Source organism: Planctomycetota bacterium (genome assembly GCA_035384565.1).
GTDB lineage: Bacteria > Planctomycetota > PUPC01 > DSUN01 > DSUN01 > DAOOIT01.
On the sequence record DAOOIT010000015.1, the window covers coordinates 70,171 to 83,521 of the forward strand.

The 13,351-nt window shown below is 69.3% G+C and carries 9 protein-coding genes; 4 read left to right on the plus strand and 5 right to left on the minus strand.

The features are described from left to right. Positions 1-5 precede the first annotated feature (5 nt). A complete protein-coding gene (locus PLE19_07780) occupies positions 6-3,194 on the plus strand; it encodes a CusA/CzcA family heavy metal efflux RND transporter (protein ID HPD14833.1) in 3,189 nt (1,062 codons plus the stop codon). A 136-nt stretch (positions 3,195-3,330) separates the two neighbouring features. Here the strand turns inward: PLE19_07780 and PLE19_07785 are convergent, their stop codons facing one another. From PLE19_07785 to PLE19_07805, 5 genes are all read right to left on the minus strand, one after another. Next, positions 3,331-6,522 (minus strand): sugar-binding protein, encoded by a 3,192-nt coding sequence (locus PLE19_07785; GenBank protein HPD14834.1) that lies wholly within the window; start codon positions 6,520-6,522, stop codon positions 3,331-3,333. Positions 6,523-6,534: 12 nt separating this feature from the next. After that, positions 6,535-7,200, minus strand: a complete 666-nt coding sequence (locus PLE19_07790) for a CPBP family intramembrane metalloprotease (GenBank protein ID HPD14835.1) — start codon at positions 7,198-7,200, stop codon at positions 6,535-6,537. Next, complete coding sequence (locus PLE19_07795) at positions 7,193-8,584, minus strand: hypothetical protein (protein ID HPD14836.1); 1,392 nt, start codon at positions 8,582-8,584, stop codon at positions 7,193-7,195. Before PLE19_07795 ends, PLE19_07790 begins: the two co-directional genes overlap by 8 nt. Before the next feature lie 40 nt (positions 8,585-8,624). Beyond that, positions 8,625-9,311: a DUF1854 domain-containing protein gene (locus PLE19_07800; GenBank protein ID HPD14837.1), complete on the minus strand. Its 687-nt coding sequence runs from the start codon at positions 9,309-9,311 to the stop codon at positions 8,625-8,627. A gap of 129 nt (positions 9,312-9,440) precedes the next feature. Then, complete coding sequence (locus tag PLE19_07805) at positions 9,441-11,705, minus strand: ABC transporter ATP-binding protein (GenBank protein ID HPD14838.1); 2,265 nt, start codon at positions 11,703-11,705, stop codon at positions 9,441-9,443. Positions 11,706-11,909: 204 nt separating this feature from the next. Between PLE19_07805 and PLE19_07810 the strand changes: the two genes are divergently transcribed. The 3 genes from PLE19_07810 to PLE19_07820 are packed head-to-tail and all read left to right on the plus strand — an operon-like array spanning position 11,910 to position 13,333. Further along, complete coding sequence (locus tag PLE19_07810; protein ID HPD14839.1) at positions 11,910-12,227, plus strand: nucleotidyltransferase domain-containing protein; 318 nt, start codon at positions 11,910-11,912, stop codon at positions 12,225-12,227. Beyond that, a complete protein-coding gene (locus PLE19_07815; GenBank protein HPD14840.1) occupies positions 12,224-12,616 on the plus strand; it encodes a HEPN domain-containing protein in 393 nt (130 codons plus the stop codon). The genes PLE19_07810 and PLE19_07815 overlap by 4 nt, the downstream gene beginning before the upstream one ends. A gap of 51 nt (positions 12,617-12,667) precedes the next feature. Then, positions 12,668-13,333: a hypothetical protein gene (locus tag PLE19_07820; GenBank protein ID HPD14841.1), complete on the plus strand. Its 666-nt coding sequence runs from the start codon at positions 12,668-12,670 to the stop codon at positions 13,331-13,333. Positions 13,334-13,351 lie beyond the last annotated feature (18 nt).

Sequence of the window (13,351 nt, forward strand, 5' to 3'; positions counted from 1 at the left end):
ACTCCATGCTCGATCACGCCCTTCAATTCGTCCTGCGCCAGCGCCTCCTGGTGGTTCTTGGCGGCGCGCTGGCGCTCGCCGCCGGCGTCGCGGCCTGGCGGCGTCTGCCGATTGACGCCTTCCCCGACGTGACCAACGTGCAGGTGATGGTGCTCACCAACGCCCCCGGCCTGGCGCCCGGCGAGGTCGAGCGCCTCATCACCTTCCCCATCGAGGTCGAAATGAGCGGCCTGCCCGACGTCCAGCAGGTCCGCTCGCTCTCCAAGAGCGGCCTTTCGCAGGTCGTCGTGATCTTCGAGGACCACGTAGACACGTATTTCGCCCGCGAACTGGTCTTCCAGCGCCTGGCCGCGGCGCGCGAGCAGCTCCCGGAGGGCATCGAGCCCGAACTCGGCCCCATCTCCACCGGCCTCGGCGAGATCTTCCAATACGCCCTCCTGGCCGGCCACTACTGTCCCAGCCACCCTCGTGTCTGGGCCGAGGAGCCCGGCCGGTGCCCCGACTGCGGCGCCGCGCTGCGCCGGAACGATGCCGACCTGATGGACCTGCGCACACTTCAGGACTGGGTGGTGGCGCCCCAGCTCCGGCGCCTCGCCGGCATCACCGAGGTGAACAGCTTCGGCGGCCTGGTCAAGCAGTTCCACGTGGTGCCCGACCCCGACAGGCTGCTGAAATACGACCTCTCGCTCCGCGACATTCTGGAGGCCTTGGAAGCCAACAACGCCAACGCGCCCGGCGGCTTCATCGTGAAGGACTGGGAGCAGATCAACCTCGTATCGAAGGGCCTGCTGCGCGACGTCGCCGACATCGAGCGGATCGTGCTCAAAGCGGAAGATGGCACGCCCGTCTACCTCGGGGACCTGGCGGAGGTGAAGATCGGCCATCAGACCCGCCACGGCGTCGTGACCCGCGACGGCAAGGGCGAGGTGGTGATCGGCATGACGATCATGCTGAAGGACGCGAACTCGAAGATCGTGGTGGACCGTGTGCGGGCCGCCGTGCCCGAGATCCAGAAGACCCTGCCGCCGGGGGTGAAGGTCGAGCCGTTCTACGATCGCACGTCGCTGATCCAGGCCTGCGTGAACACCGTGTCGAGCGCGCTCCTCCAGGGCGCCGGGCTCGTGCTCGTGGTGCTGTTTCTCATCCTGTGGGACTTGCGGGCCGCGGTCACCGTGGCCCTCACCGTGCCGCTGGCAGCCAGCGCGGCTTTCCTGCTCATGGGCTGGCAGGGCGTGACCGCTAACCTGATGAGCCTGGGCGGCCTGGCCATCGCCGTGGGCATGGTGGTGGACGGCGGCATCGTGATGACGGAGAACATCGCGCGCCACATGCGCGAGCGGGCCGAGACGGGGCTGTCGCGCGCCGAGATTGCCCTCGACGCCGCGCGCGAGGTGGCCGCGCCCATGGCCTTCGCCATCCTGATCATCATGGTCGTGTTCCTGCCGCTCTTCACCCTCGAGTCGCTCGAGGGCAAGATGTTCAAGCCCCTGGCGCTCACGATGTGCTTCGCGATGGTGGGCGCGCTCGTGGCCGCGCTCACGGTCGTGCCGGCCCTGGCGTCGCTGGTGGTGAAGCGCGCCGCGCCGGCGGCGCGCGGCGATCTCGTCACCCGCCTCTTCGAACGGCTCTACACGCCGCTGCTGCGGCTGGCCCTGCGCGGGCGCGGGATCACCGTGGCTGTGGCGGCGGCGGCCATGGTCGGCACGTTCTCGCTCCTGCCGCAGCTCGGCACCGAGTTCCTCCCTGCTCTCGACGAGGGGGCGTTGGCGATCAACGTGGTGCGCCTGCCCACGGCCGGCGCCGAGGGCTCGGCCCTCCAGTGCTCGGCCATCGAGCGCCGGCTCCTCGCCGCCATCCCCGAAGTCACCACCGTGGTGTCGAAGACCGGCCGCGCCGAGATCGCCGAGGACCCGATGGGGCCGGAGCAGAGCGACATCTTCGTCATGCTCAAGCCCCAGGCCGAGTGGACGCCTGGCCGCACCCGCGAGGGCCTCCTCGAGGCGGTGCGCGCCGAGCTGGCCGCATTCCCGGGCATGAACGCGGCCTTCTCGCAGCCCATCGCGCTGCGCGTCAACGAGCTGATCAGCGGTATCAAGAGCGACCTCGCCGTGAAGATCTTCGGCGAGGACATGGCCATCCTCCAGGCCACCGCCGAGCGGATCGCGCCCATCCTCACCTCCATCCACGGAGCGCGCGACATCAAGATCGAGCAGATCTCGGGCTTCTCGGAACTCGAGGTGCAGATGGACCGCGCGGCCATGGCCCGCCACAAAGTGAACGCGGCCGACATCAACCTGCTCATCGAGGCCGCCGTAGGCGGCAAGGTGGCCACCACGCTCTTCGAGGGCCAGCGCCGCTTCGCCGTGCAGGTGCGCTACCCGGCCAGCCGCCGCAGCGACCCCGAGGCCATCGAGCGCCTCCTCGTGCCCTCGCCCGCCGGCTACCACGTGCCTCTAGGCGACCTGGCCCGAATCCGCGAGGTGCAAACCCCCGCCCAGGTGAGCCGCGAGGACTCCAGCCGCCGCCTCGTCGTGGAGTGCAACGTGCGCGGGCGCGACATCGGCAGCTTCGTCGAGGAGGCCAAGGCGAAACTCGCCGCCGTCGAGCAAGGGCTGCCCCAAGGCTACCGCCTCACCTGGGGCGGCCAGTTCGAGAACCAGGAGCGGGCCATGGCCCGCTTGCGGGTCGTCGTGCCCGTCGCCATCCTGCTCATCCTCGTGCTGCTGCTCGCGGCGCTCGGCTCGCTCAAGAGCGCCGTGCTCGTGCTCTTGGCCCTCCCGTTCGCGGTGGTGGGCGGCATCCTGGCCATCTATGTGCTGGGCCTCAACCTCAGCGTGTCGGCCTCCATCGGCTTCATCGCGCTCTTCGGCGTCGCCGTGGAGGACGGCTTGGTGCTCGTGAGCTTCTGCGACCAGTTGCGCAGGCGCGGCCTGGCCGTACGCGAGGCCGTCAGCGAGGCCTGCCGCCTGCGCGTGCGCTCGATCATCACCACCAGCCTCACCACACTGCTGGGCCTCTTCCCGATGCTCTATGCCGTCGGCCCGGGCGCCGAGCTCCAGAAGCCGCTCATCGCCGTGATCTTCGGCGGCCTCATCACCCAACTGGTCCTCGTGCTCACCGTCCTGCCTGTCCTCTACACCCTCGTGAACCGCGACAGGCCCCTGCCCCCGCAGGTGGCTGCCGAGCCGGTGTGAGCGCGTGGCCTCCCGTTCGTGCCCGTGATCATCGCCTGGCTGGCGCGCCACGTGGCGGTTCCTGGGGCCTGGGCGGGGAGTCGCCCGCAGCGCAACAGCAAGGAACTCGAAGGGAACCTCTGGGCGCTCTGCCCGCTCACGGCAGGAGCTTGAGCGGGCCGTATTGGGCGGGCGCCTTCTCGAAGCCGATGCCCTGAAACCACTCGGCCCAGCCCTTGCGCCCTGCGCCATCGTTGTCGTTCACCAGCAGCGCAAAGCGCAGCACCGCCTCGGCCTTCGGCTCGACGCCGAGCAGTTTCCACGGGATGGTGACCTCGTAGTTGGTGGCCGTGCCCTCGCGGCGGACGGCCGCCTGGACGCCGTCGGGCAGGCCGTTGCGCGGCGCCCACTGCCAGGCGAGCGGCTTGCCATCTTTCCCCAGTGCTACGCCAAACTCGTTGCGCTCGGGCTTCGCCCCGATGGCGAACTGCACCGAGTCGCCCTTCCACATCTCCTCCGCCTCCTCGTTCTGGACGTGGCGGTCGTCGGTCACGGCGAGGGCGACGTAGAAGCGCTCATCGTCCCAGCCCGTCCACAACTTCGCCGAGAGATCGGCCGCGCCTGACCACGAGTGGTTCTCGAGCGAAACGACTTGGGTCGGCAGGCGAAGCAGGCAGTGCTTGAGCGCCGCCCATTCCGCGAGGCCCCCGTCAGCGGCGGCTTGCTGCATCCGGTAGCAGGGCGTGAAACCAGACACCGTGACAACCTCCTTGCGCCAGCCGGATTCGGCTGTCACTGTCCACCGCGCAGGCATCGTGCCGTAGCCTTCGATGGTCGGCGGCGAAGCGAGGACCGCGTCGGTCGTCACGCCATTCCCCCCAGTCTCTCTCGCGACCGCAGGTTGCCCGTCGAATTGCGCCGCCCACTTGCGCGGCTTGGGGGCCGGGTTCCGCACGGTCAGGAGGACCTCGTTCGGCCCGCCGGGTCGCGCCGAGACGATCAGCGGCTCGCGGAGGGTGATCGTGGCGCTGGCGCCGATGCCGCCCGCCTCGACCACGAGCGCGTGGTCGCCGAGGGGGGCATCGAGTGGAGGCGTGATCGTCACTCGGTCGCCGTCCCACTTGCTCTGCCAGCCCTGAGGCAGGCGGACCATTGTGGGCGGCGTGTCCTCACGCCGCGTTGTCGCGGGACGGGGACGTCCCGCCCACAATTCACGCGGAGTCGTGATAGCCAACGCGATGGGATCGCCGGGGCAGCCGACGGTTTCGCCCTCGATGCGAATCAGCGGCTCGGCCTTGGCCACGTCACCATAATCGGTGAGGAAAATGGGGTCTTCGGTGAGTGCAAGGGTGATGCGCCCCTCGACGGGCGCGAGGGCCGACGTGTTGCCCATCAGGTCGGTGAGCTTCAGCTCCTTCGAGGTTGTGGCGAGCGAGAGCGTGGCCGCCTGGCTCTTCGGCCACGCGACGAGCACTTTCCCCTGGCCGTCCACGAACTCGTAGCAGATGACGTCCTTGCCGGCGTCCACGGCGCGGGCGAAGCGCTTGCGGCCGATCATCCGCACCATCGTGTTGTGCGCGGCGTAGGCCGCCTTGGGCGTGTTGTCGAGGCGAATCAGGCCGAAGTTCGACTCGTTGTCCAGCGGGTCCGTGCCGTCGTTCTGGAAGTCGTAGATGAACAGTCGCTCGACGTAGGGCAGCGTGAGGGCGTGGAGGCAGGTGCGCACGAGGTAGGCGCCTGAGCGGGCCTCGGAGACGCCCCGCTTGTCCTTCTGCGTCGGGTAGCCGAACTCGGTGAGCCAGACCTTGAGGTCGCCCACGCCGTGCCTCTCGAGCAGCGCCTTCAGCCGCGCCATCTCGCCCAGGAAGTCCGACTCCTCGGGCGAGCGCGGATAGCGGTAGGGGTGGACGGAGATGGCGTCCATCGCCTTCCCCGCGCCGGCCGCCAGCACGCCCTCGATGAAGCGCAGGTCGGTGCCGGCCGTGCACACGCCCACGATGGTGGCCTGCGGGTCAGCGGCTTTGGTGGCGGGGTAGACGGCCTTCATCAGCGCCGCGTAGTCCTCGACCTTGGGCTTGGGCTTCCAGAAGAAGATGTTGGGCTCGTTCCAGACCTCCCAGTGCTGGCACACCTTGCCGTAGCGGGCCATGAGCGCCTTGCAGTAGGCGACGAAGGCGTTCACCGCCTCGGGCGACACGGGCGCGTTGCCGCCGTCGTAGAGGCCGTTGCCGTAGTCGAAGATGATGAAGGGGCGAAGGCCCATCTCGCCGGCCGCGGCCATGTAGCGGTCGAAGTACTCGCCGAACGTGTGCTCGCCCTTCTTGCGCTCGACGCCAGCCCAGGAGATCTCGTCGCGAATCCAGGTCGCGCCCATTGGCTTGATAAGGTCGAACGTGAGCGGAATGGTGTGCTTGTGCTGGCCGAAGTGGGTGCAGACGCCGAACGGGCTTTCGGGCCACGTGGGCGCTGCCTCGGGCAGCCAGCACACCGAGTGGCGCTGCGACTGTTCGCCGGCCTGCACCTCGACGTAGTGGACGCCGTAGCGTTCGACGCCGAGCGTCAGCTCGCGCTGCACGGGCTTGCCGCGCTCGACCTGCACCTTGCCCTTCCAGACCTCCCGCACCGGCTCCTCGCGGTGGTTGAGCAGCCGCACGGTGACCTCGGCCTCGGCCGGCTGGGCGACGCCCGCCGTGAGGGTGAGCGCGCCGGCGGGCCGCTCGTCCTTGCCCCAGAAGTAGCCGTGGGGCCGCGACGGCTCGAACCGTGATTCCACGAAGTCGCCTGCCGTGCCTTCGCCCTCCACGGTCACCGCGTCGAAGGCCACCGTGCCTTCCGCGGGTTTGACGATGGAATCGAGCAGTACGCACTGAAACGTCACGGGCGGGTCCATCGCCTTGTTCCCGTCGCCGCCCCAGGCGCCGTGCGGGCCGTCGAGGCGGGTCGAGAGCACCTTCCAGCCCTGGAAGTCCACCCGCCCCAGGTCGAACTGGTGCCACTCGCCCCGGGCGTCGGTGAGGCGGACGCGGACGAACTGGCCCGAGCCGTCGCCCCGCACAGCCACGCGGAGCGCCCGCGCCGCCTTCGGCAGCCGGTGCGGCGTCACGACCTCGACGTACTGAAGGCCCCCCTGCGGCTTGAACACGTAGTGGAGTTCGGCGCACTGCGCGCCCTCGAACGGCTCGGACTTGCTGAGGGCGATCCGCGACTGCGGCTGCACGCCCTCGCCGCCGCGGCGCGGCACGGCCGGGCCCTCATAGTCCTCGAGCACCAGGCTCACCGTGCCCGCGGCGGCAAACCACACCGACGATAGGAGCACGAAGGCGACAACGGCTGCTTTGGCCTTGAGCATCGGATGATTCTCCTATGACCACACCCACCCCGGCGCGGCGGCGCGCTCGCCGTAGACCACGATGTCGAAGACCACGTGGGCCAGCAGCGGCGGCACGACGCTGCCCGAGACCTCACGCAACGCCCCAAAGCCCAGCCCGCCCAGAAACGTGACGACGACCAGGAAGACACAATCGGCGTCCTCCGCCAACAGGGCAGGCAGCGACCCGAAGAGTGCAAGCTTGTAGAGCGCGTGGAAGAAAGCTGCGGCGAGCACGGCGCCCACCGGCCCCCAGCGACGCAGCCGGCCCTGCATGTAGCCGCGATAGAGCAGTTCCTCGGTTGCGCCGATGAGCGCGAAGAGCAGAGCAAGCCCCGTGAGCGCCCGCGGCGCGATGGCCCAGCCCCAGCGCGTGCGGTAGAGCGGCCCAATGACGAGGCCGATCACGATCCCCACGCCGCTCCCCACGGCGGCCCGGCGCCCGAAACGGCTGAGCCCAAGCGCCGCCGCGGGCGACGCCTCAGTGCCGAGGAAGCAGACCAGCGACAGAGCGGCCATCAGCAACCCGGCCGGGGCGAGATAGACGAATGGCGGGCGCAGGTGCACGCACAGCCCGAAGAGGAACATGCCCAGGCCGGCCGCCATGACCTCGAAGGCCACGCCCCATTCGCTGCGCCGTGTCGCCGCGGTATCAGGCATGAGCCGCGCGCCGCCTCCTGTGCCACGCCGCCAGCCACGCGAGCGCCGCCACGGGCAGCAAGAGCAGAATCCAGCCCGAGCCGAGGCACATGCCCCCGCCCTCCACGACCACACACTCGGGCAGGGCCTTCTCCAGCGCCGCCACGTCGCCGGCCGCTTGCGTGAACACCTCGCCGTCGAGCGCCAGGAACCGCAACGTCTTCACGTCGCGCAGCGGGGCCGTGCCTGCGGGCACGCCCACCAGCACCAGCGCCTGGAGATCGCGAAGCCCGCGCAGCGACATCAGGTCGCCCACGTCCTTGCACCCGATCATCTCGACGAGCTGAAGCGCGGGGTGTTCGCGCACTGCCGCGGCGAACTGCTCTTGCGTCGTCTTCGCCGGGAGGCCCAGCGCCTTCAGCCCCTTGAGCTTGCCCAACGCCGCGAGCGACGCGACCTTCTCGCAGCGGCTGAACGACAGGGCCTTGAGGTTGGCCAGCGCCCCCACGCTGTCAACCTCGGTCAGCGCGGCGCAGCCGTGGACGCGCAACTCATCCAGCCCGGTCAGGTGTGCGATGGGCACGAGGTCCTCGAGCTTGCCGGCGGCGAGCGTGAGCGAACGCAGCCTCTCCATGCCCGGCGGCAGCGGGCCGTTGGCCAGCGGGTCCCAATTGGCCAGCACGAGCGCCTGGAGCCGCGGCAGGCGGCCGAGGATGCTCAGGTTCCTGTGCTCGGCCTCGACGTTCAGGCACAGGAACTCGAGGTCGGCCAGGTGCGGCACGAGCGCGCCGGCGCCCGCTTCGAGCAGGAACTGCCCGCCGACGAGTTGCTTCGGCTTGGCGAGCGGCAGCACGAACCGCGCGGTGACGGCCTGCTCGATGCCCAGGCCGAGGGCCGGGCTGGCCTCGGCCAGCTTCCTCACCAGCGGCACGCGGGCGACGGCCAGTTCCCCCTCGAACCGTGCAAAGCGCACTTTGGCCAGCGTGTCGCGGTCGGCCTTCTCCAGCCAGGCCCAGGGCTCGGGCTTGTCGGCGAGCCGGAGGGACACCACGTCGTTGCCGAGCTTGAGCGACCAGTCGTCGGCGGCCAGCGTCACCTCGGCGCCGTCGCTGGCGCGGTAGAGGTAAACGCCCTCGTGGCGGGTTTCCTCGGCCTTGTCGTCGCCCTCTTTCCTCTCGGTCTTGCGTTCGAGGAACAGCAGGTCGCCGTCCCGGACGAGGAGCCCCGGCGGGCGATCCTTGCGGGCCTGCGTCATCCAGGCCAGGTACGAGTTGGCGTAGCTGCACGCGGCCGTGACGCCGTGGAGCCTCACCGGCTTCGGCGCGTCCCACACGGCCTCGCCGCCCGGGAGCGGCGCGACGCCTGCCACGATGGCCACCACGAGGACGAAGGTTCTGGCTCTCACGGCGTTTCCCCTTTTCCGGGCCTGGGCGGGCACGCTCGCGTCACAACTGGGCATCGAGGCGCCGGCGGCTCTCGGGGTCGAGGGCCGCGAGATCGGGGATGTCATAGCGGTTGCCCTCGACGTCCACGATGCTCAGGCGCGTGGGCTGGTGCTCCTTGATCTGCTCGCGGACCTCCCGGGTGAGGAACTTCTGGCGGCCGCGGTCGGTCTCGACGGTCCACTCGACGAGGTCGGCCCGCGGCCGGCAGGCGAGGATGCGGACGATGCGCGGCACGAGGTAGCGGCGGCGCAGTTCGTCGCGCGCCAGGCGCAGCGCCTCGTGACCCAGGCGGCTCAGGTCGCGCAGCACGCCCACCTCTTTGCCGTTCATCTCGACGAGCGACACCCAGTGCTCGGGCTCGGTGAGGGGGAACAGGCGCACGAGCGTTACGTCGCGCCATTCGGCGTCGTCGGGTGTGGGCGGCGTGTCCCCTGTGGGCGGCGTGTCCTCACGCCGCGGTTCGCGGGACGGGGACGTCCCGCCCACAGTGTCATGGGACGGGGCCGCCCCGCCCACCCTGTCGGCCGGCGCGCAGCGGAACTGAAGCCTGGCGCCGTTCTGGCGGAACTGGACGGCGGCGGGGTCGAGGAAGCGCAGCTCGGACGATGTTTCGTCGGGCATGGGCAGGCTGGGGCCGGAATCGGCCGCCTTGCCGCTGCCGCCGTGGTCGTGGATGTGGAAGGGCATGGCTCACCTCAGCCAATCCTCGCCCCTACGCTCTGCGTGGGGGCGCAAGAGGGGGACGCTCTGCGTCCATCCATCGCCGCGGAGCGGCGGCGGACCTCGTCCCCACGCGGAGCGTAGGGACGAGCGGGGTTAGCGCTCGATCTCGCGGACCTTCGATATCTCCTGATAGGTCTTCACGAGCTTGTGGAACTCGCCGTCCTCCTTGGCCAACAGTTCGTCGTGGGTGCCGCTCTCGACGATTTCGCCGTTCTTGAGCACGAGGAGGCGGTCGGCGTTGCGGAGGGTGGACAGGCGATGGGCGATGGCGAAGGTGGTGCGGCCCTTGACCAGACGGCCGATGGCCTCCTGGACCTGCTTCTCGGTCTGCACGTCGAGCTGGCTGGTGGCCTCGTCGAGGATGAGGATGCGCGGGTCGTGCAGCACGGCGCGGGCGATGGCCAGGCGCTGGCGCTCGCCGGCGCTCAGGCCGCCGCCCTTCTCGCCCAGGTAGGTCTCGTAGCCGTCGGGCTTGCGCAGGATGAAGTCGTGCGCGTTGGCCACCTTGGCGGCGCGGACGATCTCCTCGCGGGTCGCGCCCGGCTTGGCGTAGGCGATGTTCTCGGCGATGGTGCCGCTGAAGAGGAAGGTGTCCTGCGGCACCACGCCGAGCTGGGTGCGCAAGTCCTCCAGGCGGATGCGGGTGATCGGCACGCCGTCCACCAGCACCTGGCCCTCGTCCGCATCGTAGAAGCGGCACAGGAGGTTGACGGTGGTGGTCTTGCCGGCGCCGCTGTGGCCCACGAGGCCGATCATCTGGCCGGGCTGGGCCACGAAGCTCACGCTCTTGAGCACCGGGCGGTGCGGCTCGTAGCCGAAGGTCACGGCGCGGAACTCCACGCGGCCCTGGAGGTTCGGCATCGCCACGGCGTCGGGCGGTTCCTGCACCTCGGGCCGGTTGTCGAGCACCTCGAAGACCCGCTCGGCGGCGGTGAGCGAGCGGCTGCACCAGTTGAGCAGGCGCGACATCCATTGGAGCGGCTCGTAGAACATCGCCACGTACATCATGAAGGCCACGAGGTCGCCCGGCGTCATGCGGCCGCCCAGCACGTCGCGCCCGCCCATGTACCACACGAGCAGCGTGCCGAGCGCGATCATCAGGCCGATGCCGGAGAAGAGCACGGACCAGACCCACTCGACGCGCACCCCGGCCGTCGCGAGGTCCGCGCTGGAGGCGTCGAAGCGGCGGATTTCGCGGGCCTCCTGCGAGAAGACCTTGACGATGCGCAGGCCGTTGAGCGTCTCGCTCAGCAGCGCGTTGAGCCGCCCCCAGCGGTGGAACATGCGGTGGATGATGTGGTGGATGCGCTTCCAGAACGTGCCCGACAGCACGGTGACGAACGGCGCGGGGATGAGGATGAGGAGCGCGAGCTTCCAGTTGATCACGAACACCATCACGCCGACGCCCACGAGGCGCAGCACGTTCACCGCCAGGTCCTGCGAGCCCCACACGAGGAAGGCCTGGAGCTGCCCCGTGTCCTGGTTCACCCGCGAGATCACGGTGCCCAGCTCGCGCTGGTCGTAGAAGCGCAGCGACAGGTACTGGAGGTGGCGGTAGAGCTGGCAGCGGACGTCGTGGGTGATGCGGTTGCCCACCCAGGCGGAGAGCCACGACTGGGCGACGCCGATGGCGGTGATGAGCAGGTGGGCGCTGAGGCCCGCGAGCACGAGCAGCCCCAGGATGCGCAGCCGCTCGGGCATCGGGCGCGGCACGCCCTTGGGCACCAGCACGACGTCCATCAGCGGCTTCTGGAGGTACGGGATCATCAGGCCGATCGCCGTGGCGGCGAGCGAGAGGCCCATGAGCAGCAGCGCCCACCTCAGGTGAGGCCGCAGGTAGGCGATGAGGCGGCGGAGCGCGCGGCCCTTGGGCGCGCACACGGAGCAGACCTTGGTGCCTTTCTCCAGCGGCAGGCCGCAGCGGGGGCAGCGCTCGTCGTCGCCCTCGGGCAGGGGGGCCTCTTCGCCCTTGAGCCACTTATCGAGCACTTTCGCGGCGGTGGCGAAGCGGCGCGCCCGGGCCGCCGAGTAACGCACCAGCTCGACTCGCGAGCCGTTGTGCGACACCTCGAGCGCCCCGCCGCCGAAGAAGCTCTCGGCCTTCGGCTCCTTGAGCTCGGCCAGGGGCAACTCCAGGCGCACCGAAGGGGTCTGCTGGTCTTCCGTCGTGGGCGGCGTGTCCCCACGCCGCGGTACGCGGGATGAGGATATCCCGCCCACCGTGACGACGAACACCCTTTCGCCGGCCACGACCAGCAGCTCGCGGCCGAACGAGCCGTCGGGCCGCAGATCGGCCGCCACCGACATCCGCACCGGCTCGTCGAACGCCAGGCCTGGGGGCAGGGGCTCATTCCACATAGTGGTTCACCCAACTCCTCGTTGCTGCGATACCGATCTATGATGCCCCGTTCGGGCACGGGGGTCAAGTCCCGCTCCCGACCGTCCTCGCACCGAATCCATTACATGGTGGGCTGGGACTCCTGTTATGCCACGGCATTGGGTGTTGCTTTTCGGCTCGCGAGAGGCTATCCTACTGTGAAGATGGCGCCAGGAGGCATGGCTATGGACACTCAGAGCCAGAAAGCGGTGGAAGACTTTGCCGAGCGCGTGCGTCGGTGCCTTCCTGACGCCCGCATCTGGGTGTTCGGGTCGCGGGTTCGCGGCACGCACGGGGAGTTCTCCGACCTCGACCTGTGCGTCGTGGCGCCGCGTCTGGACGACGCCGCTGACCGCTACATCATGGATTGCGCCTGGGACGCCGGCTTCGCCCACGACCTCGTCATCACCACGGTCACTTACTCGCGCGAGGAATTCGAGGACGGCCCCTGCTCGGCCAGCCCGCTGGTTCAGTCCATCCAGCTCGAAGGCCTGGTGGTGTGAACGACCACACGCAAGCACTCATCCAGTACCGGCTCGAGCAGGCCGCGCGTGCCATTCGCAGCGCCGAGTCGCTGATAGACTGCGGCGATCTCCCCGGCTCTGTGAACCGTTCGTACTACGCCATGTTCTACAGCGTCCTCGCCCTGCTTGCCCGGCAGGGGATGGGCGCGTCGAAACATACCGAAGTGATCGCCCTCTTCAGCCGCGAGTTCATCAAGAGAGGGGTGTTCCCGGTCCAGTTAGGGCGCTGGATGCGCGCCGCATTCGATCTCAGGCTTCGCGCCGACTACCGGGAGCTGTTCCAGGTGACGCTTGACCACGCGCGGGAAGCCCTTGCCCATGCCCGGGAGTTCCTCGCCGCAGTGCGCCAAGAACTCGAAGGCAAGTGAGCTGGCAGCGGAGGCCAGCCACAGAGAGCCTGAGCACGGAGAGGGGACGCCATGCGAGCCGCCGGACCCGCCGCAAGCGTGCCCATTGCTTCATTCCTCGCGCTGGCTCTTCTTGCCGCCACCACTGTACCGGCCGCCGAGGCCGAGAAGCCGCCCGCGCCCGATGCCATTCAGCCCGAAGAATACGCCGTCTACCGAGTCGCCTTGTCCCGGTGGCTACAGGGCGGTCGGGCAAAGCTCGTCGTGATCCGCCAGGACACGAGATGGTCCAAACGCGAGAGAAAGCTATTCGAGAAGGACGACCAGAAGTTCGTCCCCGCAGAAGAGAGCTACAAGGCCGCGATGACCCTCCCGCGCGACCTGCGCGAGGACTTCGTCCTCAAGAACACCAAGTTCCCCGCGAAGCTGGGATGGGACCTGGACCTGGATGTGGATTACACGTTCGCGACCGCCGAGCAACTCGCGAGCATCTTTGGCCATCCGAGCGAGCGAGGCGAGACGGTTGACGACCAGTGGAATAGGTTCTACGCGAAGTACCCGGAATCGCGTGGCCTCTTGACCGTCTCGCGGGTGGGGTTCAACAAGGCGGGCGACCAGGCCCTTGTGGAGATTGGGTCGCACAGCGGCGCCCTCGCGGCCGGCGGCACGCTGCTGCTCCTGGCGAAGGAGAAGGGCGCCTGGGTCGTGAAGAAGAGGTTCTGGCTCTGGGCCTCGTGAGCGCATCGCGCCGGGCGG

Excerpts from the sequence above, each read along its gene's own strand:
- PLE19_07780 (HPD14833.1), top strand. The coding sequence starts at position 6 with ATGCTCGATCACGCCCTTCAATTCGTCCTGCGCCAGCGCCTCCTGGTG.
- PLE19_07785 (HPD14834.1), bottom strand. The coding sequence starts at position 6,522 with ATGCTCAAGGCCAAAGCAGCCGTTGTCGCCTTCGTGCTCCTATCGTCG.
- PLE19_07790 (HPD14835.1), bottom strand. The coding sequence starts at position 7,200 with ATGCCTGATACCGCGGCGACACGGCGCAGCGAATGGGGCGTGGCCTTC.
- PLE19_07800 (HPD14837.1), bottom strand. The coding sequence starts at position 9,311 with ATGCCCTTCCACATCCACGACCACGGCGGCAGCGGCAAGGCGGCCGAT.
- PLE19_07805 (HPD14838.1), bottom strand. The coding sequence starts at position 11,705 with ATGTGGAATGAGCCCCTGCCCCCAGGCCTGGCGTTCGACGAGCCGGTG.
- PLE19_07810 (HPD14839.1), top strand. The coding sequence starts at position 11,910 with ATGGACACTCAGAGCCAGAAAGCGGTGGAAGACTTTGCCGAGCGCGTG.
- PLE19_07820 (HPD14841.1), top strand. The coding sequence starts at position 12,668 with ATGCGAGCCGCCGGACCCGCCGCAAGCGTGCCCATTGCTTCATTCCTC.